Origin of the sequence: Arthrobacter sp. UM1 (assembly GCF_020483305.1) — a bacterium.
In the GTDB taxonomy this organism is placed as follows: Bacteria; Actinomycetota; Actinomycetes; order Actinomycetales; family Micrococcaceae; genus Falsarthrobacter.
Map to the genome: position 1 here is coordinate 75,664 of NZ_JACWAB010000008.1, position 20,221 is coordinate 95,884.

The window sequence follows — 20,221 nt, forward strand, 5'->3', positions numbered from 1 at the left end:
CCGAACGATCCGGGTGCACAAGCCTCTGAGGGCACGTCCGAGGGCACACAAGCCCACACCGAAGCCCCAGTCCGAGTCACATCAGCCACCCCACGGCCCCGCCCGTACCGGATAAGCCCTCCCGCAGGCCCCACCCGAACCAGACGGGCCCTCCCAAGGCCAAACCCCACCACCCCCCCCCACAACCCATAGATTTCTCCCAACCACTCCTACCCAAGCACCCTCCCCGCCGGTAAAGTGAAAGACCTGATGAAGACTCAGGCGTCCCCCGAACCCCTGGCCGCACGGGCTGAGGCTCTGCCGCGCCCGGAGGAGGGGAAGCCGGTCCCGTACCTGTGGCGGGCCTACGTCCGGCCCACGGCGGGCCGGCTTGCCCTCGGAGCGGCCAGCGCCGCCCTGGCCGGCATCGCCGCGCTGCTCATCCCCCAGGTCCTCCGCCGCGTCATCGACGACCTCGGCTCGCATCCCTCCGTCTCCGTCCTGCTCGTCGGGGTCGGCCTCATGACCCTCCTCGGCCTCATCGAGGGCGCCATGTACCTGGCCCGCCGCCAGTTCACCATCAAGCCGGCCGTGGCCATCGAGCGGGCCATGCGGGAGGACCTCTACGCCCGCCTCCAGCGTCTTCCCGCCGGTTTCCACGATGCGTGGTCCAGCGGCCAGCTGCTCTCCCGCTCCATGTCGGATCTCAGCCTCGTCCGGCGATACCTCGCGTTCGGCGGCGTCATGACGGTCTCGAGCGCCATTCTCATCGCGGTGGGCCTCGTCATGATGTACCTCCTGGACTGGCGGTTCTTCCTGCTCTACGCCGTGATCGTGGTGCCGATGGCGCTCGCGTCCTTCGCCTTCCGCACCCGCTTCAACCGGGCTTCCCGCCGGGTCATGGACCTCCAGGGGGACCTCGCCACCACGGTGGAGGAGTCGGTTCAGGGCATCCGCGTCCTCAAGGCCTTCGGCCGCGCGGACTTCACGGCCCGCCAGCTCGTCCAGCAGCTCGCCGGCCTCCGGAAGGCGGAGCTCTACAAGGCGTCCACGCTGGGCTGGTTCATCGGCCTCATCACGGCCGTTCCGGCGCTGACCATGGCGGCGGCGCTCATCGGCGGGATCGTGCTCGTGGCCCGGGACCAGATGACGCCGGGCACGCTCGTGGCCTACTTCGCCACCGCCGCCGTGCTCACCAACCCGCTTCAGGACATGGGCCAGCTCATCGGCATGTTCGTCTCCACCAAGGCGGCCCTGCAGCGCCACATCGAGATCATGGGCGTGGAGCGGGACATCCGCTCCCCCGAGTCCCCGGCCCGTCCCGCCTCGGAGGGCCGGCTCGAACTGCACGACGTCGGCTTCCGCTACCCCGACGCCAAGCCGGACTCGGAGCCCCTGCTCACGGGGGTGAGCCTCAGCCTCCGCCCCGGCGAGACCATGGCCCTCGTGGGCGAGACCGGCTCCGGCAAGTCCACGCTCCTCAACCTCATACCGCGCCTGTACGAGGCAGGGGAGGGCCGGGTCCTCGTCGACGGCGCCGACGTCCGCGAGCTGGACACGGATGACCTGCGCACGCGCATCGCCGTCGCGTTCGAGGACGCCACGCTCTTCTCCGACACCGTGGAGAACAACGTCCTGCTCGGCGTCCGGGACCAGGACCCGCAGGCGCGCAGGGCCGCGCTGGAGGAGGCGCTCGAGGTAGCCCAGGCGCACTTCGTGGAGCGGCTCCCCGAGGGCGCGCAGACGCAGATCGGAGAGGAGGGGCTCAGCCTCTCGGGCGGGCAGCGGCAGCGGCTCGCGCTGGCCCGGGTGGTAGCGGCCAAACCTCGCATCATGCTGCTGGACGACCCGCTCTCCGCGCTCGACGTCAGCACCGAGGAGCGCGTCATCGAGGGCCTCGGCCGGGTGCTCGCGGACACCACCACGCTGATCGTGGCCCACCGCCCGTCCACCGTGGCGCTGGCGGACCGGGTCGCGCTGCTGGAGGACGGGACGGTGACCGCCGTCGGGCCCCACCACGAGCTCCTGGAGTCCAACGAGCACTACCGGCACGTCATCGCGAGCCTCGACTCCCAGGACACCCTGGAGGACGTGCTCGACGACGACGCCTGCCGCGACGCCGAGCAGCACGGACGGGAGGGCCGATGACCCGCGCAGAGACGAGCGAGCTCACGCCGGAGGAGGCCCGGGAGTCCCGCGCCCGCGCCTACCGCCTGCTGGGCCGGACGCTCAAGCCCCGCTGGCCGTTGCTCACCGCGGCGGCGGTGACCTCCGTCATCGCGGCGCTGCTCGAGGCGCTGACGCCGCTGTTCCTCGCGAAGGGGCTGGACGTGGGCCTGCCTGCGATGCGCCGCGGGGACGCGCAGCCGCTGTGGGTGATCGGGATCGTGTTCGCGGTCTCGTGCGCCGTCATGGGCCTCATGTTCTGGCTGTCCACGTGGCTGACGGCCAAGCTGTCCCAGTCCTTCCTCATGGAGGTGCGGGAGCGGCTGTTCCGCAAGGTCCAGCGCCTGCCGATGGGCTTCCATGAGACGTACACCTCCGGGCGGGCCATCGCGCGGCAGACCTCGGACATGGACTCGATCCAGGAGTTCCTGGACGGCGGCGCCTCGGACGTGATCGCCACGTTCCTCTATCTCGTGTTCACGCTGGGGCTCGTGCTGGTCCTGGACCCGCCGTCCATGCTCGTGGTGCTGGTGTGCGGCGTGGGCGTGGCGCTCCTGCTGCGCTGGTACCTCCGCCGCTCGGAGGCGGCGTTCCGGGCCACGCGGACGCACTCGGCCCGGCTCATCGTGAAGTTCGTGGAGACGTTCACCGGCATCCGCGCGGTCCAGTCCTTCCGCAAGGAGCCGGCGAATGACGCGGCGTACTCGGCCGTGGCGGCGGACTATCAGAAGGCCACGATGGGGTCGATCGGCCTCTTCGGCGTCCTCCAGCCCTCCATCGTGACGCTCGGCAACCTCTGCATGGTGGGCGTGCTCGCGTGGGGCGGCGTCCGGGTCATCGAGGGCTCGCTCACGGTGGGCGCGCTCGCCGCCGTCACGCTGGCCACGCGCCGCATCTTCGCGCCCGTCCAGGTCATGCTCATGTACCTCTCCTCGCTCCAGTCCGCGCAGGCCGCGCTGGAGAAGGTCTCCGGCCTCCTCGAGGAGCCGGAGACCGTCACCGACCCCGAGCGCCCCGCTCCCCTCCCCGAGCCGGCGGGCGAGGTGGTGTTCGAGGACGCCTCCTTCGGCTACTCCCCCGAGAAGCCCGTCATGGAGCACCTGGACCTGCGGATTCCCGCGGGGCAGACCGTGGCCGTGGTCGGGCAGACCGGCGCAGGCAAGTCCACGCTGGCCAAGCTCATCAGCCGGTTCTACGACGTCACCGGCGGCGCCGTACGGCTCGACGGCGTGGATCTGCGGGACATGCGGGACGAGGACCTGCGCCGCCGCGTGGTCATGGTGACGCAGGAGTCCTATCTGTTCTCCGGCTCGGTGGCGGAGAACATCGCGCTCGGCAAGCCTGGGGCCTCGCCCGAGGAGATCGAGGCCGCGGCCCGGGCCGTGGGCGCGCACGAGTTCATCTCGAGGCTGCCGGACGGGTATGACACGGACGTGAACAAGCGCGGCGGGCGCGTCTCCGCGGGGCAGCGGCAGCTCATCTCGTTCGCCCGCGCGTTCATCGCGGACCCGGCCGTGCTCATCCTGGACGAGGCCACGAGCTCCCTCGACATCCCGAGCGAGCGGCTGGTCCAGGAGGGCCTGGCCACCCTGCTCGGCGAGCGGACTGCGCTCATCATCGCGCACCGCCTCTCCACGGTGGCCATCGCGGACCGGGTGCTCGTCATCCGGGACGGGCGCGTGGCGGAGGACGGCTCGCCTGCGGAGCTCGTGCGGCAGGGCGGAGAGTTCGCCCAGCTGGACGCGGCGTGGCAGAAGTCCCTGGCGTGAGGGGGGGGCCAGGCCCGGCTGAACACGCCTGGACAAGACTGAGCACGCCGGGCAAGGCGAAGGGCACCTCCGAGCGCGTTGAGTCTCGCAGATGCCCTTCTTGGTACGATGAGATATCCTTGTCCTCACCTTTGTACAGAAAAGTGTACGCTCATCAGTGAGCGGATGCAAGGCAACGGGGAGGCTTTGTGGCTCGGCGAACCGAACTTCACAGACAATCTGTCCTGACAGCGCTGAGCACCCCGCGGATCAAACCCTATATGGACCGTGCCCAAGGAAACCGCAAAGAAGCCCTCTGGCTCTACCAGTGGAATATTCGCGCCTCCGAAGCGGTCTACGCTCAATTGAGCGTGCTTGAAGTCGTCTTGCGCAATGCAATGGACCGAGAGCTGCGAGACTGGCATGCTCAGCGCCGTGGCGACCCAGGCTGGCTCCTCGCTCGCCCCATGGAACCCCCGCTCATGGGCCTTGTGAAAGACAAAGCAGATCGAGCTTTCCGGCATGCGGAGAACGCCAAGAAGGCTGCCGCCAATCTAGACGGCGCCCCTCCGACGCACGATGATGTCTTGGCCCAGACCATGTTCGGCCTTTGGAAAGACCTTCTCCCCAATCACGCTCAGAATTCCGCACCGGAAGCCCCCGCCAACGTCGGCCGCCAGTTCCTCTGGGATCAGGCGCTGAAGCACGCCTTCCCCGAGGGGCCCGAGGACGGCGGCAAGGCCGTTTACAGCATCGTCACCAGGCTTCACGAGCTCCGCAACCGTGTCTCTCACATGGAGCCCCTGCTGCGCGCCAACCTCTCGCAACGCATGCAGGACGCCCATCGCCTCCTCGGATTCATCGAGCCGGCCGTCCGCGAGTGGGTTTCGGGCCAGAACAGCGTGCCCGCTCTCATGCGAGAGCGCACCGCGCGCGGCCTCTAGCCCAACCGCGTGAGGGCCCTCGTCGCCGCCCGCCCGATTTTGCAATCCCCCGCCGTGCGCCGTAAGCTAGAGAAGTTGGTTTTGCTGAGCCTGACTCGTGGAGCCAACAGACCTCGGGGTGTGGCGCAGCTTGGTAGCGCGCCTCGTTCGGGACGAGGAGGTCGCAGGTTCAAATCCTGTCACCCCGACCATCACAGAAGGGCCGCAGACATCGTCTGCGGCCCTTCTGCTTGTCCCGGCCACAAACCGCTCGTGCCTGCTCCGGCCACAACGGTTCGCTCGCCGGGACCCGAGGCTACTGCTTCAGCCCCGCGAGCCGCTTGTGCAGCGCGTCCCGGTCCACGGTGAGGCTGAGCATCATCTGCTGCAGCTGGGCGAACTGCGGGGTCGCGCGATACTCCTGCGCGATCGCCGCGGCCTTCTGCTCCGTCAGCTTCCCCGTGATCGTGACGTCGTGCTCCCCCTGGAACCCGAACAGCGCCTTCTCCTGCGTCAGCGCGAACTGCGTGGGGAACTGCACCAGGGAGGCGGGGTCCTGCGGGGCGAGCAGCCCCATGGCGAACACCGCCGTGCCCGGCTTCTTGCCCTGGTGCACGCCGCTCGCCACGCCCACGCCGCTGACGCCGAGGCCTGCCCCGGCCTGCGCGCCCGGCGTCCGCTGGGCGGCCAGGGTCTGGTGGCGCGGCACCTGGATGCTGTCCTGCCCCATCGGCTTGGCGGTGAGGGCGGCCTGGACCTCGCCGTTCTCATCCCGCACGAGCGTCAGCGCCGCACTCTTCTCCTCCACCGTCCATCCCGCGGGGTAGGAGAACGCGAACGCCCGATCCTCGGACACGTACCGGATCATGCCGTTGGCGTCCGGCTTCGGCTGGTTGGGCTTCGGTGCCGAGGGCGCCGGCGGCGCGGTGGTCTCGCGAGCGGTCGGCTTCGGCGAAGCGCTCGGCTTCGAGGACGGCGCGCTGCTGGAGGGCGACGACGACGGCGCCGCAGACGAGCCCGCCGCATCGCCCGAGGTGGACGCCGAGGGGTCAGAGCTGCTCTGCGCCTGGCCGTTGTCGGTCTTGAGCCCGCAGCCCGTGAGGGACAGGGCCAGGACGGCGGCGGCGGAGAGGGCCTGGAACCCCAGGCGCGGACGGGTCTTCAGTGGAGCCATACTGCGAGCATGGCACTCAATCGCGGTCTGCGCGAGCGGAAAGGGCACAATTCCCCGCTTTTGATACCAAGGTGTGACTGAATCCAGGGGTCAATAGCACGTCGGGCCGATAGCATCGTGAGAAGAGAGTCATCACTCAGAAGGAGAAGCACATGAGCCACGCGAGTGGGGGCAGCGTGCCAGGCCAGTCAGGCCCGGACGGACGGCAGCCGGAGCACCAGGAGCAGCAGAGCTGGGGCCAGCCTCAGGGGCAGCAGTCCTGGAACCGGGGTCAGGGAGACGCGTACGGACACGCACCGGAGTACGGGCAGCAGCCGAATTGGGGCCAGCAGCAGACTCCGTACCCGCAGGGGCAGTCATCCCCGCAGAACCAGCCGTACCCGCAGGGGCAGCCCTATCCCCAGGGCCAGCAGTTCGGGCAGATGCAGCCGTACCCGTACCAGGGCGCCTCGCCGCAGCAGCAGGGCTACGGAGGACCCGTGGCGTTCCGCGAGCCCTGGAAGCGGCCTCACGCAGACTGGGGCAGCGCGATCAAGTTGTGGTGGAGCAACCTCTTCGTCTTCCGCGGACGGGCCTCCCGGTCCGAGTACTGGTGGATCATCCTGACCTGGGCCCTCGCGTACTTCGCCATCTCGATGATCACGCAGATGATCACGTCCGCAAGCCTGGGGGCGAGCACCTCGAGCAGCAGCAGCATGTCGGACGCCGAGGCGATGCAGCGGCTGACTCAGCTCATGTTCAACCCCGGAACCATCATCGGCTATCTCATCCAGCTGGCCCTGGGCATCGGCCTTCTCGGCATCTCGGTGCGCCGTCTGCATGACGTCAACCGGTCCGCGTGGTGGTACTTCGGCTTCATCATCGGCAGTGTCATCGCCAACATCCTCACGATGATCCTCATCTTCTCGATGTTCGCCGAGCTGGTGAAGGCAGTCGGAACCACGGGAACGCCCAACATCGGCGGTCAGATGCTCGGAATCATCCTGATCGGGCTGCTCCTTCTGGGATTCTCGATTCTGCTCATCGTCTGGCTGGCCTCTGACTCCAAGCCGGAGGGCGCACGGTTCGACCTCATGGGCAGCGGCCGCCTTCCCTCTCCCCCGGTTCCGGGACCGCTTCCCGCGGAGGCCCAGGTCGGCCAGCACAGCCAGGGCCAGGCCTTCCAGCAGGGTCAGCAGCCGCAGCAGTGGCAGGACTCCAGCCAGTGGGACCGCTCCAACCAGTGGCAGAACACCGGGCACGAGCAGAACAGCTGGCAGAACTCCGGTCAGGGGAACAGCGAGTGGCAGAACCCCGGCCAGGGGCAGGGCCAGTGGCAGAACCCTGAGCAGGGTCACGGTCAGTGGCACGGCAACGGCGAGTGGCCCCAGCAGGGTCCCGGTCAACGACCTGACTCGGGTCAGGACCGCCCGAACAACAGCGGGCAGTAGAAGCCTGGAGATTCCAGCCCGGGCAGTTCAGTACCGTCACCTTGACGTGGCCTCACCCGCTGAGGCGCCCGTCAAGTTAGAGGACTGATCCGGCACACAGACAGGAGCGGCGCCCCGCAGACGATGATCTGCGGGGCGCCGCCCCTGTTGCGCAGGAAACCGATCCTTTCCTAGAAGGTGTTGGTTTTGCGCGGAATGATCGTATTCCACTTCTCCGGAACGTACCCGTTGACTCGGATCCTGTTCGTGATGCCCCTGTCCACTGACATCCCTCGGAAGTTGATGTTCGTGTACTTGTGGATGCCCCAGGTGTCAAAGATCTCCTTGGGGTGAACGATGACATCCCAGATCCAGGTCACGTCGCCCTCGTTATAGATCCGGTTCCTGTCCGGTTCGTAGACAAGAACCGGACTCGAGAGCTCCCGGTTCGCCCTGTCGTAGGTGATGTCCCGAACTCCAGGGCGGCCACCCCCTTTGGCCCGCAGAATCTCGACACGGATGACCTCGGTGTGGTTGTCCACCGGCTCATTGCATCCACCCTGGGGCCGCTCGTTCTTCTTGACGGCGATGTGGAAGGCAGCGTGCGAGCCCATGTTTCCGGGATCTCCGAAAGACCTGAAGTTGTCCGTGAAGAGATTCCACTTGTTCCACGGCGTGCACTGGCCCCGCGTGCGCGTCGGGCTGGTCGGCTGTGTGGGCTGAACAGGCCGGGTCGGCTGCGTGGGCTGAGGCGTCCTGTTCTCAGGAACAGCCCTGGGCTTCTCTGGAGCGGTTGCCGGCCGCGGAACCACCTTGTTGCAACCGGGGTTCTCTTTGTCCCAGGCGGCGTCGTCGGCCTTGTACGCCGCGTATGCCTGGTCTGCCTTCTTCTTCTGGGCATTCCACTTGGCCAGCTTCTCCTGGTACGGGTCCCAGACGTTCTTGCGCCATGTCACACAGGACGGCTTTTCACGGTTCGGCGTGTACTCCTGGCATTTCTCTGGGTTGCGCGGCTTCGCAGGCGCCGCCGGAAGGACATCTGCCGCCTTCTTCACCCGCGCAGGCCGGGGACGGGTGATCTTCGACGTATTGCACGCCGGCTTGGATGAGGGTTGCGAGGCCGCCGACGCCGGCGCAGCCGTCGACAACGCGACCACCGGCACGGCCCACGCGGCAGAAACCGCCACGCGGCGGCTGGTCGTAGGCAGGGACGTGCCTCCCGCCCGATGGGGCGGGGACGATTCAGGGGTATGTGTCACGGGGGTGACCCTTCTTCTCAGGACAGCGGCCCAGCGCCGCATGTCGAGGAATTAAAGTACACGCTCGCTATGTAAACTTTGCGGCGCAATTCCCTTCCCGCCTCACCCAGCACCGGTCTCAACAGCTCACTTCCCCGTCATGTCGTGTCAATCACATTCAGGGACGGCCCGTACCGGCAACGAAACACCGCTCACAGAGCGAGACAGACACCTCTCCCCCTCGAAAGCGGGAGCGCCCCGCAGGCGATGGCCTGCGGGGCGCCACTGGCGTCAACAGCGCTGGATCACCATTCGTTGTTGCCCGGGTGGTTGACCCACGAATCGATGAACTTTCCGTTCAGACGGATATTGTTCGCGATCTCATCACCGCTGCCCGACCTCCTGCCTGTAACAGTGAAGTAGGTGTAGTGCTGGTTGAGGCTGAAGACGTCGCGCGGCTTGAAGCGGATCTCCCACATGTAGGTGACCTCTCCACGCTGGTAGATCTTTCCCTCTTGCGGCTTGTAGATCTCCAACCGCTTGGTGTAATTCGGCCGGGTGGTATGCAGCTCTTGCTGCCTCCAAGTCCACTGATTTCGCGGCCCTCCGCCACGGGAACGCAGGACCTCAACGGTCATCGTCTGTTCCGCGTGCTCGTCTTGTGCTTCTGGGCACCCGCCGTTCGGCCGCTTGTTCTCCGAGACCGCCAGATGGAAGGCAACATGGGTTCCCGGATAAGCCACGGTGCCGAATCGGCGAACATTGTCGAACACCGAGGTCCAGCGGTTCCACGGCGTGCAGCTCTCGGCATCCGGCCGTGGCCGCGTCGGCCGAGTCGGCTGCGTGGGCTGGGTGGGCTGCGCGGTCGGCTTAGTAGTCGGCTTTGTCGTCGGCGTCGGCGTGGGCTTGGGAGCGGCACTCGACCGCGGAACCACCTTGTTGCAACCGGGGTTCTCCTTGTCCCAAGCGGCGTCGTCGGCCTTGTACGCCGCGTACGCCTGATCCGCCTTCTTCTTCTGGGCATTCCACTTGGCCAGCTTCTCCTGGTACGGATCCCAGACGTTCTTGCGCCATGTGACACACGACGTCTTTTCACGGTTCGGCCTGTACTCCTGGCATTTCTCTGGGTTGGCCGGCTTCGCAGGCGCCGCCGGAAGGACATCTGCAGCCTTCTTCACCCGAGCAGGCCGAGGGCGGGTGAGCTTCGATGGGTCGCACTTGCCGACCGACGCCGCCGAAGCCGGCGCAGCCGTCGACAGCGCGACGACCGGCACAGCCCACGCGGCAGACACAGCCACGCGGCGACTCGTGAGGGGCATGGAGGAGCGCTCCGTCCCTGTTGCCGGGGATGGATTGGGGGTATGTGTCACGGGGGTGACCCTTCTTCTCAGGACAGCGGCACAACGCCGCGTCTCGACGAATTAAAGTACACGATCGCTATGCAAACTCGTGACCATGGTCAGGAGCCCTCACCGCCCGACGACAGTCTCAACGGCCCCTCCCTAGCCATGCCGCGCCGAGCAGGCTTGCAAACAGCGTTAATCGGCAACGAAGCGCCGTCCGCATCGCAAGACCGGCTCTCGCCCCAGCAGGGGCCCCCGCGGAGACAGCCCACGGGGCGCTCCCGAATGTCGCGATCTAGACGACTTCGACTCGCTGGTCAGTAGATGGAGTGTCCGCCCTTTGAAACGAGCCGGTGTCCGTTCAGACGCACCCAGTTGGTGATGTTGCCGCCTGCCGCCTTTCCATAGACGCCCAGCACGGCGCCGCTCCCGGACGCAGTTCTCGTCTTCGCCAATTCAGGAACGTTGATCCGAACCCTCCAGCTATGGCTGACGGTCCCCTTGGTCAGGGGACGCTTCTCGGGGAAGGTGGGCGTAGAGAGCGTCTCTACGAAGAACAGCCCATCGCGGAACTGCTTCAGACCTTGGCCTCGCGAACTCGACGGGTCGCCCGTTTCGCGGATGACTTCCACCAGCAGATAGTCCGTGCTGTTGTCTTCGGGGGTCGAGCAATACCCAGCACCCGGGTGACTGTTCGGCGCAGCCTTGACATAGAACCTCATGTGGGAGAGGCGACCGGGGAGACCTTCACGAGAGGCATCGTGAAGGTACTGGAGATCCCACTTCTTCCACGGCTTGCACACGGCCGGCTGGGTCTCCGTGGGCTGCGTTGGCTGGGGCGCCGGCTTAGGCTTGGGGGCCGCCGGTGCTTCCTGCGGCAGCACGACCTTGCTGCAGCCCGGGTTCTCAGTCCTCCACTTCTTGTCATCCTGCTTGTAGGCAAGATAGGCGTCCGACTGCGCATCCCACGCAGCCTTAGCCTCCTCCTCGGCTTTCCGCTGCGCCGTCTCCCTTCGCCAGGCTTGACAATCCTCGCTAGACCGGCCGGTTGGCACCCTCGGACAACTGACAGGCCGCCTCCTCGGAAAAGTTGTCACGCGCGGCTGTGGGCCGCTGGGCTCTTTGACCAGGTACGGCCGCGGACGTGTGAGGTTGTTCGGGTCGCAGACCTGCTTAGGAGGCTGGTTCGACGCCGCGGAAGCAGGCGCAGCCGTCGACATTGCGACAACCGGCACGGCCCACGCGGCAGAGACCGCCACGCGGCGGCTCGTGAGAGGCATGGAGGAGCGCTCCGTTCCTGGTGCCGGGGATGGATTGCGGGTATAGGTCACGGGGGTGATCCTTCTTCTCAGGACGGCGGCCGGGTGCCAGCCGTCGACTCATCAAGGTACGCATCCGTTCATTCCCCTGATGGGCTGAGAGGCAGCCTTCACATCTCAATGGCCCAGCGAGCACCACGCCCCCGCGGAGCCGATCGGACGCGACGCGCGCAAACCGGCAGCCCCTTGCCGGACAACGTCCAGTTGGCTCAATCAGTCACCCCACAATCCCCCGTCCATCCACCGGACCCCATGCATACAAGCGCCCCGCAGGCTGCAGCCTGCGGGGCGCTCCGGTTCAACGCGAGCAAGACGTTTTCAATCAGCAAGTCAGTAGAGCGGGTCCCCATCCGTTGACACAAGCCGTTGTCCGTTCAGACGCAGCCAGTTGGTGATCTTGCCGCCTGCCGCTTTTCCCTCGACGTCCAGGTGGGTGCCGCTGTCCTTGAAAGGAGTTCTCGCTTTCGCCAGCTCGGGAACGTTGACCCGGATCCTCCAGCTATGGCTGACGGTCCCCTTGGTCAGAGGAGGGTCCAGGGGGTGGGCGGCCGCGGAGAGCACCTCCTCCACGAACACTCCAGCACGGTAATTCCTGAGACGTTGACCCCGGATATGCGTAGGGTTGCCTGTTTCGCGAACGATTTCGAGGAGCAGGTCTTCCGTGCTGTTCTCTTCCGGGGTCGAGCAGTATCCGGCACCCGGGTGGCTGTTCTGCTCAGCCCAGATACGGATCCTCATGCGGGAGGCAAACCCGATGCGACCTCTTCGAGAGACATCATCGAGGTACTTGATCTCCCACTTCTTCCACGGCCTGCACACCGCCGGCTGGGTCTCAGTGGTCGGCTCTGGGCTCGGCTGGGGCTGGACCGGAGGCTCCTTCGGCGTCACGACGTCGATGCAGCCCGGGTTCTCCTTCAGCCACCTGTTGTCGTCTTCCTTGTACGCGAGGTACGCGTTGGACTGCGCATCCCAGGCAGCCTTGGCCGCCTCCTCGGCTTTGCGCTGTTCAGTGTTCTTGCGCCACGTCTGACATGCCACGCTCGAGCTACCGGTCGGCACGTCCGGGCAGTTCGCAGGCCGCTCCCCCGGAACGGTTGTCACCCGCGGCTGACTGCCCTCGGGCTCCTGGACCGGGCGAGGCCGTGGACGCGTGAAACTGTTCGGGTCACAGACCTGCTTCGGGGGCTGGTGTGATGCCGCCGAGGCCGGCGCCGCCGTCGAGAACGCGACGGCGGGCGCAGCCCACGCGGCAGAGACAGCCACGCGGCGACTCGTGAGGAGCCTGGCGGAACGCTCCGCCCCTGGTGCCGGGGATGGATTGGGGGTATGGGTCACGGGGGTGATCCTTCTGCTCATGACGGCGGCCGGATGCCACCCGTCGACTCATCAAGGTAGGTATCCGTGACTTCTCCAGGTGAATGCTGAGACACCCTTCATTGATCAACCTCGCGATGAGTTCAGTGCGCATGTGCGCCGGTCAGCCGCGATCCGCACAAACCGGCAGCCCCTTGCCGGAGCCCCTCCGGCTGGAACCACCCGTCACTGCACCTCGCCCGTCCACCGACCGCCCCGCAGGCAGGCGCCCCAGAGGCACAAGCCTCCGGGGCGCCTGCGAGCCTCAGCGAGGAGAGCCGCGTTCGGCCAGGGATCAGAAGTAGGTGTCCCCCTTGTTCTGGAAGGTGACCACGGAGCCGTCGATCCGAAGCTGGTTGTTGATGCGGTCACCCGCGCCGCCGTCGCGGGCGTGCAGGGTGATGAGCGCCTTGTGATTCCTGAGCTGCCGGTAGAGCGCCGCAGGGTTGAGCTCGAACTGCCAGTGCCAGACGACGTCGCCCGGCTTGAAGGCTTCCCCCGTCTTCGGCTCCTTGACGAGGCGCTCCTTGAGGTAGTTGGCCCGCGGGGCGTTGATGCTCATCTGGCGCACCTTGCGGATCTGGTTCTGACCGCCCTTGGCGCGCAGCACCTCGAAGTTGCTCACGTAGCTGGTGTTCTCCACCGGGGCTGCGCAGCCGCCGACGGGCTGCGTGTTCTCCCGCACCTCCACGTTGAGCGAGACGGTGACGCCTGCCCAGCCGTCGATGCCGCCCTGGATGATGTCCGTGTAGTGGACCGACCAGCGGTTCCACGGCGTGCACGCTTCCGGCGTGGGCTGCACCGGCTGGGTCGGCCGTGTCGGCTGGGTCGGCTTCGGCGAGGGCGAGGCCACCGGCTTGTCGGAGCGCGTCACCACGTTCTTGCAGCCGGGGTTCTCGGCATCCCAGGCGGCGTCGTCCGCCTTGTAGGCCTGGTAGGCCTGCATCTGCTTCAGGTACTCGGCGCGCTGCTGCGCCAGGGCATCGCGGTTCCGGCGCTCGGTGCGCCAGGTGCGGCAGGTCGCGTCAGGACGGTTGTTGCTGTCCGTGCAGCCGCGCGGCTGCGGGCGCAGCGTGGGCACCACGGGCTCCGCGCCCTTCGGCTTGGAGACCCGGTAGGGACGCGGCCGCGTGATCGCGGACTGATTGCAGGGCGGCGTTGAGGCGGCCGAGGCCGGGGCCGCCGTCGTCGCCATGACGGCCGGGACGGACCACACCGCCGCCGCGGCAACGCGCCGGCGGGACGTGGAGACAGAAGAGGTGTTCGGCAAGATCCTGCCGGTTTCGGAGCGCACTGCTCCCTGGGAGGGGGTGGGGGTCACGGGGGTGATCTTTCGACTCGTGCGAGATGACGGGTGTCATCAGGACGAGACAGCAAGGTACACGGTGGTTTTTTATTCCGCCAAGAAGATGAAGCTTTGTTACGGACTCCTACGCCCGCAGCCGGTGTGCTATAGACCCGGCTGCGCTGGCCGCTGGGCCCCCCGCTGCGCCTCCCGCCGCGGTGACTCGAAGCGGCGGCCCGTGAGGCGCTCGTAGGCCTCGATGTAGCGGGCGCGGGTCTTCACCACGATCTCCTCGGGCAGCGCGGGCGGCTCCTCGCCGGAGGCCTTGTCCCAGCCGGAGTCCGGGCCGGTGAGCCAGTCGCGGACGAACTGCTTGTCGAAGCTCGGCTGCGCCCGCCCCGGCTCGTAGTCCTCCACGTCCCAGAAGCGCGAGGAGTCCGGGGTGAGGACCTCGTCCCCCAGGGTGATCTCGCCCGAGGCCGGGTCCACGCCGAACTCCACCTTGGTGTCCGCGAGGATGATGCCCCGCTCCCGCGCGATCTCCTCCGCCCGCGCGTAGACGTCCAGCGTCAGGTCCCGCAGGGCGGCGGCGTTCTCCGCGCCGATGCGGCGCTCGGTCTCGGCGAAGGTGATGTTCTCGTCGTGCTCCCCCACCTCGGCTTTGGCGCTCGGCGTGTAGATCGGCTCGTCCAGGCGGGAGCCGTCCACGAGCCCGTCCGGCAGCGGGATGCCCGTCACGGTGCCGGACTCGCGGTACTCCGCAAGGCCCGAGCCGGTCAGGTAGCCGCGCGCGATGCACTCCACCGGGAACATGTCCAGCTTCCGGCAGACCATCGCCCGGCCGGCCACGGCCTCCGGGACGTCCGTGGAGATGACGTGCCCGCGGACCGGGCGGCGGCCCTCGGAGGGCTCCGCGAGGCGCTCGAACCACCAGAGGCTGAGCGCCGTGAGCACCGCGCCCTTGTCCGGGATCTCGCTCGTCAGGACGTGGTCATAGGCGGAGATGCGGTCCGAGGCCACCACGAGCACCCGGTCCGTGACGGACGCGTCCTCCGGCTCGTAGAGGTCCCGCACCTTGCCCGAGTACACGTGCCGCCATCCCGGCAGCTCCGGGGCGGTCACCTTCAGGCCCCGCTGGGACTGGTCTTCCGCTGCGCTCATCGGCGTCTCCTCCATGTCTGCCTCGACGTCGTCGTTCCTCAGGGCCTCGCGGCCGGCGGTCTAGAGCCCGGCCTCGCCGGAGGGGCTGGCGCCCTCGCGGTCTCCGGGGTGGTCCCCGCGGAAGCCGATGGGGCCGGCCACGGAGATCTCGCCGTCGATCGCCTTGCGGGCGATGTCCGTGCGGTGCTGCTCGCCCTCCCAGCGGATCTCGTCCACGCCGGCGTAGGCGTTGTCTCGGGCCTCCGCGAGGGTCTTGCCCTGCGCCACCACGGCCAGGACGCGGCCGCCGGAGGTCACCGTGCGGCCGTCCTTCTCCGCCGTGCCCGCGTGGAGCACGGAGGCGCCGCGGGCCTCGGCGGCCTCGATGCCCTCGATCGGATCGCCCTTGCGTGGCGAGTCCGGGTAGTTCCCGGCGGCCATGACCACGTCCACGGCATAGCTCGGGGCCCACTCCAGCGGCGACTGCTCGGACAGGCGCCCCTCCGCGGCCCGCCGCAGGAGCACGCCGAGCGGCGAGCGCAGCCGGGAGAGGACCGCCTGGGTCTCCGGGTCGCCGAACCGGACGTTGAACTCGATGACCCGCAGGCCGCGCGAGGTCAGCGCCAGCCCGCAGAACAGCGTGCCCACGAAGGGGGTGCCGCGCTCGGCCATGACGCGCAGCGTCGGCTCGACCACGCGCTCCATGATCTCCTCCACGAGCCCCTCCGGCGCCCACGGCAGCGGCGAGTACGCGCCCATGCCGCCGGTGTTGGGGCCGCTGTCGCCGTCGAAGATGCGCTTGAAGTCCTGGGCGGGCTCGAGGGGGACGGCCCGCTCGCCGTCGCACACCGCGAAAAGGGAGACCTCCGGGCCGTCGAGGAACTCCTCGATGACCACCTTTCCGCCCGCCTCGAAGCAGGAGCGCGCGTGCGCGAGCGCCTCCTCCAGGTCATCCGTGACCACCACGCCCTTGCCGGCCGCGAGGCCGTCGTCCTTGACCACGTGCGGAGCGCCGAACGCCTCCAGCGCATCCCGGGCCTCCTCCTCGGTGGAGGCCACGCGGGCCATCGCGGTGGGCACCTCGCCCGCCGCCATGACCTCCTTGGCGAACGCCTTGGACGCCTCGAGCTCGGCCGCCGCCTTGCTGGGGCCGTAGACGAGGAAGCCGGCCTCTCGGAGCGCGTCCGCCACGCCCGCCGCGAGCGGGGCCTCGGGGCCGACGACGACGAGCTCGGCGCCCAGCTCGCGCGCCAGCGCGGTCACGGCCTGGGGGTCCTGCGCGTCCACCGGGTGGCAGGGCGCGTCCTGCGCGATGCCTGCGTTTCCGGGAGCAGCATGGACCTCGGAGACCGAGGAGTCCTGTGCGAGTGCGCGGACAAGGGCATGTTCGCGGCCGCCGGGGCCGATCACCAGGGTCTTCACGTCCCCCACCCTACCGGGGGCTGAAAAGTTGGGATTTTCCCAATTCGCGGGTAGCATTCCTCCATGAGCACGATCGCCACGCGCGCCAAAGCCCTGGTCGAGGCCTCCCCGCGCACGCAAGCTGACATCGCCGCCTCCATCGAGATGAAGCCTGACGCCTTCTCGCGCGCCTTGAACGGCAGCCGCGGATTCGGTGCGCTCGAGCTGGCGGACCTGGCACGCGAGCTGGATGCGGACCTGCACCAGCTCATCACTGGCGAGCCTGATCCCTCGCGCCTGCTCGTCTCGGCGCGTCACAGCTATGACCACGCGACGGGCAAGCGGGCAGTGGCCTCGCTCGAGCAGGACAGAACCGTCCTGGAGTCGATTCGCCTGGTCTACAAACAGGCTGATCCGGTCCCGCCCTCGCCACGCCTGCCCGGCTCGGGGGAAGAGATGCGGACCGCTCTCGGCCCGGGCTTTCCCCGCGAGCTGGGCGTCCAGGCGGAGAGCATGGGAGTCGATGTCCTTCGGCTCGAGGAGATCGGCACCGCATGGTCTGGATCCCTGCTCGGCCGCAATCTGATTGTGGTGCCTTCCTCGACGAACTGGTTCCGCCAGAATTGGGATCTCGCTCACGAGCTCGGCCACCTCGCACTCGGACACCCGGGCACCGGTCTGGGCGAACAGCCGGTCGCGGCGCTGGAAAGCCGGGCGAACGCGTTCGCCGCTGACCTCCTCCTCCCAGAGGACGCTGTGCGAGCGTTTGCCGAGGACAACCCCGGACCGGGGGACCTCGCTTCTTTCCTCTGGACGAGCGGAGTCTCGGCGGCGGCCTTGTCGACGCGGCTGAACGCACTCCGGATCGGCCTGCCGGCCGAGACCCGCAACCTGCTGGACGGCGCCAAGACCCAAGCCATCCTGCGCGCACACGGAGGCTTTGCCCACGGCCCAGGCGAACTCGACCCGATCACAGCACGCATGGAAGCCGCGAACCTCCGGCGCTTCCCAGCCTGGCTGGTGAACACGCACACAGAGCGCGTGGCGGCCGGATCCCTGGCCAAGGGATCACTCGCGTGGATGCTCGGCACACCGCCCGAGGACCTGGAGCTCGATGAGCCGGACCGTGAAGCCCGGCTGTCCGTCCAGGAGCTCGAGGACCTTCTCGGCTGACACCATGGCGCTCCTGGTCTTCACCGACACCACCGCTCTCATCAATCTGTTCCTCGTCCGGCAGCTGGACCTGCTGGAGCAGATCGCCCCGGGAAACGGACGGTGGACGCAGACGGTTCGGCGAGAATGTCTCCACCGCGAGAAGCGAGAACGCGAAAACCCCTTAAGCAGGGTCCAGCTGGACGGACTCACTGAAGCCGTGGACAGTGTCCTCGGGGAGCCGCTGACGCCGGAGGAATCCGAGCACCGCGCGATTCGAGACCTGCGGCGGTCCATGGCCTCCCCCGGTGATGCGGAAGACCAGCATCTGGGCGAAGCCGAGGTCATCACGATCATCCGCAAGCGTTTCCTGGAGGCCCTCCTTGTCACCGACGATGCCGGCGCGGCGAAGCATGCTCAAGGAAATCCACGGTGCATTGACACCTGGGACATCCTGCGGTTTGCCCTGAGGAAAGGCCTGGTCAGCGAAGCCCAGCTGCACCAGTTTCGCAGCGACCTCCGCTACTACGGGAGGGTTCCTGCCCGAAGCTTTGTCCATGACCCGGAGGAGTTCTCCCGCTGGCTCCACCGCTGACCCGGACTCGTGCCCGCTCGCTTGTGCACCCTCTGGTGTCAGGATTCCGCCCGAAAGCTGACACCAGAGGGTGCTTAAGGGGGAGAACCGGGTGCGCAAGCGGGAGAACAGGGTGCGCAAGGAGTGCAAAGGCCTCCGAAGCGGCCATAATGGTCAGCATGGCTGAAACCTTCCGAGCAGACGAGGCCGTCGAGCTGGCCCAGTACGTCCGCGGCGAGTTCGTCGAATCGCGGCACATCGGCTCCGCCGTCGTGATCGGGCCGGACGACGAGACGCTGGTGCAGCTCGGCAACACCACCGCGCCCGTGTTCGCCCGCTCCACGGTCAAGCCGTTCCAGGCGATCGCCGCGATGGAGCTGCGCGTGCCCCTCCGCGGCCCGCAGGTGGCGCTGGCGGCGGCGAGCCACAGCGGCTCGCTCGAACACCAGGACGTGGTCCGGGGCATGCTCGCCAAGGCGGGGCTCACGCCGGAGGACCTCCGCTGCCCCGCCGCCTGGCCGGAGGACGAGGCCGCCAAGGAGGAGGCCCTCCGCTCCGGACTCGGCCAGACCCGCCTCGCCTTCAACTGCTCCGGCAAGCACGCCGCGTTCCTCTGGGCCTGCACCGAGAACGACTGGGACACGGAGACCTACCTCGACCCCGAGCACCCCGTGCAGCAGCGCGTGGCCAAGGTGATCGAGGAGTACACGCAGGAGAAGCCGAGCGCCTGGTCCGTGGACGGCTGCGGCGCCCCTGTGCCGGCCGTGTCCCTCCGGGGCCTCGCGGCCGCGTTCAGCACCCTGGCGCAGTCCCGGCTGGACCTCTCCCGCAACGCCCGCGCCATGACCGTGGCCACCACGATGCTCGACTACCCCTGGGCCGTCCAGGGCCACGGCCTCCCGAACACGGTGGTCATGGAGGACCTCGGCGTCATCGCCAAGCTCGGGGCCGAGGGCCTGCTCGTGCTCGGCGCGGAGGACGGCACCGCCGTCGCCCTCAAGGTCCTCGACGGCTCGCAGCGCGCGACGACGATGGTGGGCGTCTCCCTCCTCGCCGCCGTCGGCGCGATCTCGCAGGAGCAGGCCGGCGGGGTCCTCTCCAAGGTGATGAAGCCGGTCATGGGCGGGGAGCGGCCGGTGGGGTCCCTGCGCCTCGGCGAGCCCGTCGCGGACCTCTTCCGCTGATGCCGGCCAAGCGCAGGATCGAGCCCGCCGCGGGCCGCGCCGCGCTCGAGGCCTGGTCCCGGGATCCCGAGGGCGCGCCCCGGCCCACGCTCGCCACGGCGGTGCGGTACCTGCTCGAGGAGCTGGCGATCGCCCACCCCGGGAACTCCGTGGAGGTGCGGGTGCCGCCGTTCGGCGTGGCCCAGTGCATTGAGGGGCCGCGGCACACGCGCGGGACGCCCCCGAACGTCGTGGAGACGGACGCCGCCACGTTCATGGGCCTCGCCTCCGGGCGGCTCACATGGGAGGAGGCCACCGCCTCGGGGCGGCTCTCCGTCTCCGGCACCCGCGCCGATGTGTCCCGGCACTTCCCCCTCTTCTAGACTGGACGGCATGCCGAGCGATTCCCCGCAGACCCCTGTCCAGCCCGAGCCCCGGGACGCCGAGCGCCCCGAGCCGGGGGACGAGCGCCGCGTGCAGGAACCCGCACCCCGGGACGCCGAGCCGCAGCAGGCCCGCGTGAGGACGGCGCCCCGGATCATGCCGTTCGTGGGGCTGGGCGCGGTGCTGGGCATCCTCGTGGCGCTCTTCAGCGCGATGCTCGGCCCGGGCAGCGAGGACTACTCGCGCGGCGCGGCCTTCGGGTACTTCGCCATGCTGTTCGGCATGATCGGCGCAGGCGTCGGCGCGCTCGCCGCGCTCATCCTGGACCGGATCAGCCTCAAGCGCTCGGAGTCCGTGCGCCTGCGCCCCGTGGAGGAGGCGGAGGAGTCTCGCGAGCCCGCGGGCCGCGCAGCCGAGCCGCGCACTGACGGGCCTCGCGCGGACGATTCGGCCCCCTCAGCTCCGTGAGA

Annotated in this window: 17 protein-coding genes and 1 tRNA gene; 10 read left to right on the forward strand and 8 right to left on the reverse strand. The window is 68.4% G+C overall.

Annotated elements, in window-relative coordinates:
• The first annotated feature begins 249 nt into the window (after positions 1-249).
• The 4 genes from H9I38_RS09505 to H9I38_RS09520 all read left to right on the forward strand — a co-directional run bounded on the left by H9I38_RS09505 (position 250) and on the right by H9I38_RS09520 (position 5,028).
• Entirely contained in the window at positions 250-2,127 is a 1,878-nt protein-coding gene (locus H9I38_RS09505) for an ABC transporter ATP-binding protein (RefSeq protein ID WP_226338587.1), read from the forward strand.
• A complete protein-coding gene (locus H9I38_RS09510) occupies positions 2,124-3,914 on the forward strand; it encodes an ABC transporter ATP-binding protein (protein ID WP_226338588.1) in 1,791 nt (596 codons plus the stop codon). The genes H9I38_RS09505 and H9I38_RS09510 overlap by 4 nt, the downstream gene beginning before the upstream one ends.
• Before the next feature lie 260 nt (positions 3,915-4,174).
• Entirely contained in the window at positions 4,175-4,837 is a 663-nt protein-coding gene (locus H9I38_RS09515; protein WP_226338589.1) for a hypothetical protein, read from the forward strand.
• Between the two features lie 114 nt (positions 4,838-4,951).
• Positions 4,952-5,028, forward strand: a tRNA-Pro gene (locus tag H9I38_RS09520).
• A 104-nt stretch (positions 5,029-5,132) separates the two neighbouring features.
• On the opposite strand, the gene H9I38_RS09525 is transcribed toward H9I38_RS09520, so the two are convergent.
• Positions 5,133-5,990: a hypothetical protein gene (locus H9I38_RS09525; protein ID WP_226338590.1), complete on the reverse strand. Its 858-nt coding sequence runs from the start codon at positions 5,988-5,990 to the stop codon at positions 5,133-5,135.
• 152 nt (positions 5,991-6,142) lie between these two features.
• On the opposite strand from H9I38_RS09525, the gene H9I38_RS09530 reads away from it, so the two are divergent.
• Positions 6,143-7,420, forward strand: coding sequence for a DUF805 domain-containing protein (locus H9I38_RS09530; protein WP_226338591.1), 1,278 nt, complete (start codon positions 6,143-6,145; stop codon positions 7,418-7,420).
• A gap of 170 nt (positions 7,421-7,590) precedes the next feature.
• Here H9I38_RS09530 and H9I38_RS09535 read toward each other — a convergent pair whose 3' ends face one another.
• The 7 genes from H9I38_RS09535 to purD all read right to left on the reverse strand — a co-directional run bounded on the left by H9I38_RS09535 (position 7,591) and on the right by purD (position 16,499).
• Positions 7,591-8,454 carry a hypothetical protein gene (locus H9I38_RS09535; RefSeq protein ID WP_226338592.1) on the reverse strand — a complete coding sequence of 288 codons (864 nt, stop codon included), beginning with the start codon at positions 8,452-8,454 and terminating at the stop codon, positions 7,591-7,593.
• A 488-nt stretch (positions 8,455-8,942) separates the two neighbouring features.
• The gene (locus tag H9I38_RS09540; protein WP_226338593.1) at positions 8,943-9,935 is read right to left on the reverse strand and encodes a hypothetical protein; all 993 of its coding nucleotides are present in this window, start codon (positions 9,933-9,935) and stop codon (positions 8,943-8,945) included.
• A gap of 362 nt (positions 9,936-10,297) precedes the next feature.
• Positions 10,298-10,702: a hypothetical protein gene (locus H9I38_RS09545; protein WP_226338594.1), complete on the reverse strand. Its 405-nt coding sequence runs from the start codon at positions 10,700-10,702 to the stop codon at positions 10,298-10,300.
• Between the two features lie 927 nt (positions 10,703-11,629).
• Positions 11,630-12,337 carry a hypothetical protein gene (locus H9I38_RS09550; protein WP_226338595.1) on the reverse strand — a complete coding sequence of 236 codons (708 nt, stop codon included), beginning with the start codon at positions 12,335-12,337 and terminating at the stop codon, positions 11,630-11,632.
• A 610-nt stretch (positions 12,338-12,947) separates the two neighbouring features.
• Positions 12,948-13,973 (reverse strand): hypothetical protein, encoded by a 1,026-nt coding sequence (locus H9I38_RS09555; RefSeq protein ID WP_226338596.1) that lies wholly within the window; start codon positions 13,971-13,973, stop codon positions 12,948-12,950.
• Between the two features lie 129 nt (positions 13,974-14,102).
• The gene (locus H9I38_RS09560) at positions 14,103-15,098 is read right to left on the reverse strand and encodes a phosphoribosylaminoimidazolesuccinocarboxamide synthase (protein ID WP_226338597.1); all 996 of its coding nucleotides are present in this window, start codon (positions 15,096-15,098) and stop codon (positions 14,103-14,105) included.
• A gap of 60 nt (positions 15,099-15,158) precedes the next feature.
• Positions 15,159-16,499, reverse strand: a complete 1,341-nt coding sequence (gene purD, locus H9I38_RS09565; RefSeq protein WP_226338598.1) for a phosphoribosylamine--glycine ligase — start codon at positions 16,497-16,499, stop codon at positions 15,159-15,161.
• A 63-nt stretch (positions 16,500-16,562) separates the two neighbouring features.
• Between purD and H9I38_RS09570 the strand changes: the two genes are divergently transcribed.
• The 5 genes from H9I38_RS09570 (at position 16,563) to H9I38_RS09590 (ending at position 20,219) form a co-directional block, all read left to right on the forward strand.
• The gene (locus H9I38_RS09570) at positions 16,563-17,651 is read left to right on the forward strand and encodes an ImmA/IrrE family metallo-endopeptidase (RefSeq protein ID WP_226338599.1); all 1,089 of its coding nucleotides are present in this window, start codon (positions 16,563-16,565) and stop codon (positions 17,649-17,651) included.
• 4 nt (positions 17,652-17,655) lie between these two features.
• On the forward strand, positions 17,656-18,225 hold the full coding sequence (locus H9I38_RS09575) for a hypothetical protein (RefSeq protein ID WP_226338600.1): 570 nt from the start codon (positions 17,656-17,658) through the stop codon (positions 18,223-18,225).
• A gap of 158 nt (positions 18,226-18,383) precedes the next feature.
• Positions 18,384-19,388: an asparaginase gene (locus H9I38_RS09580; RefSeq protein WP_226338601.1), complete on the forward strand. Its 1,005-nt coding sequence runs from the start codon at positions 18,384-18,386 to the stop codon at positions 19,386-19,388.
• The gene (locus tag H9I38_RS09585) at positions 19,388-19,750 is read left to right on the forward strand and encodes a sterol carrier family protein (protein ID WP_226338602.1); all 363 of its coding nucleotides are present in this window, start codon (positions 19,388-19,390) and stop codon (positions 19,748-19,750) included. The genes H9I38_RS09580 and H9I38_RS09585 overlap by 1 nt, the downstream gene beginning before the upstream one ends.
• A 10-nt stretch (positions 19,751-19,760) precedes the next feature.
• Positions 19,761-20,219, forward strand: coding sequence for an MFS transporter (locus H9I38_RS09590; protein WP_226338603.1), 459 nt, complete (start codon positions 19,761-19,763; stop codon positions 20,217-20,219).
• Positions 20,220-20,221 lie beyond the last annotated feature (2 nt).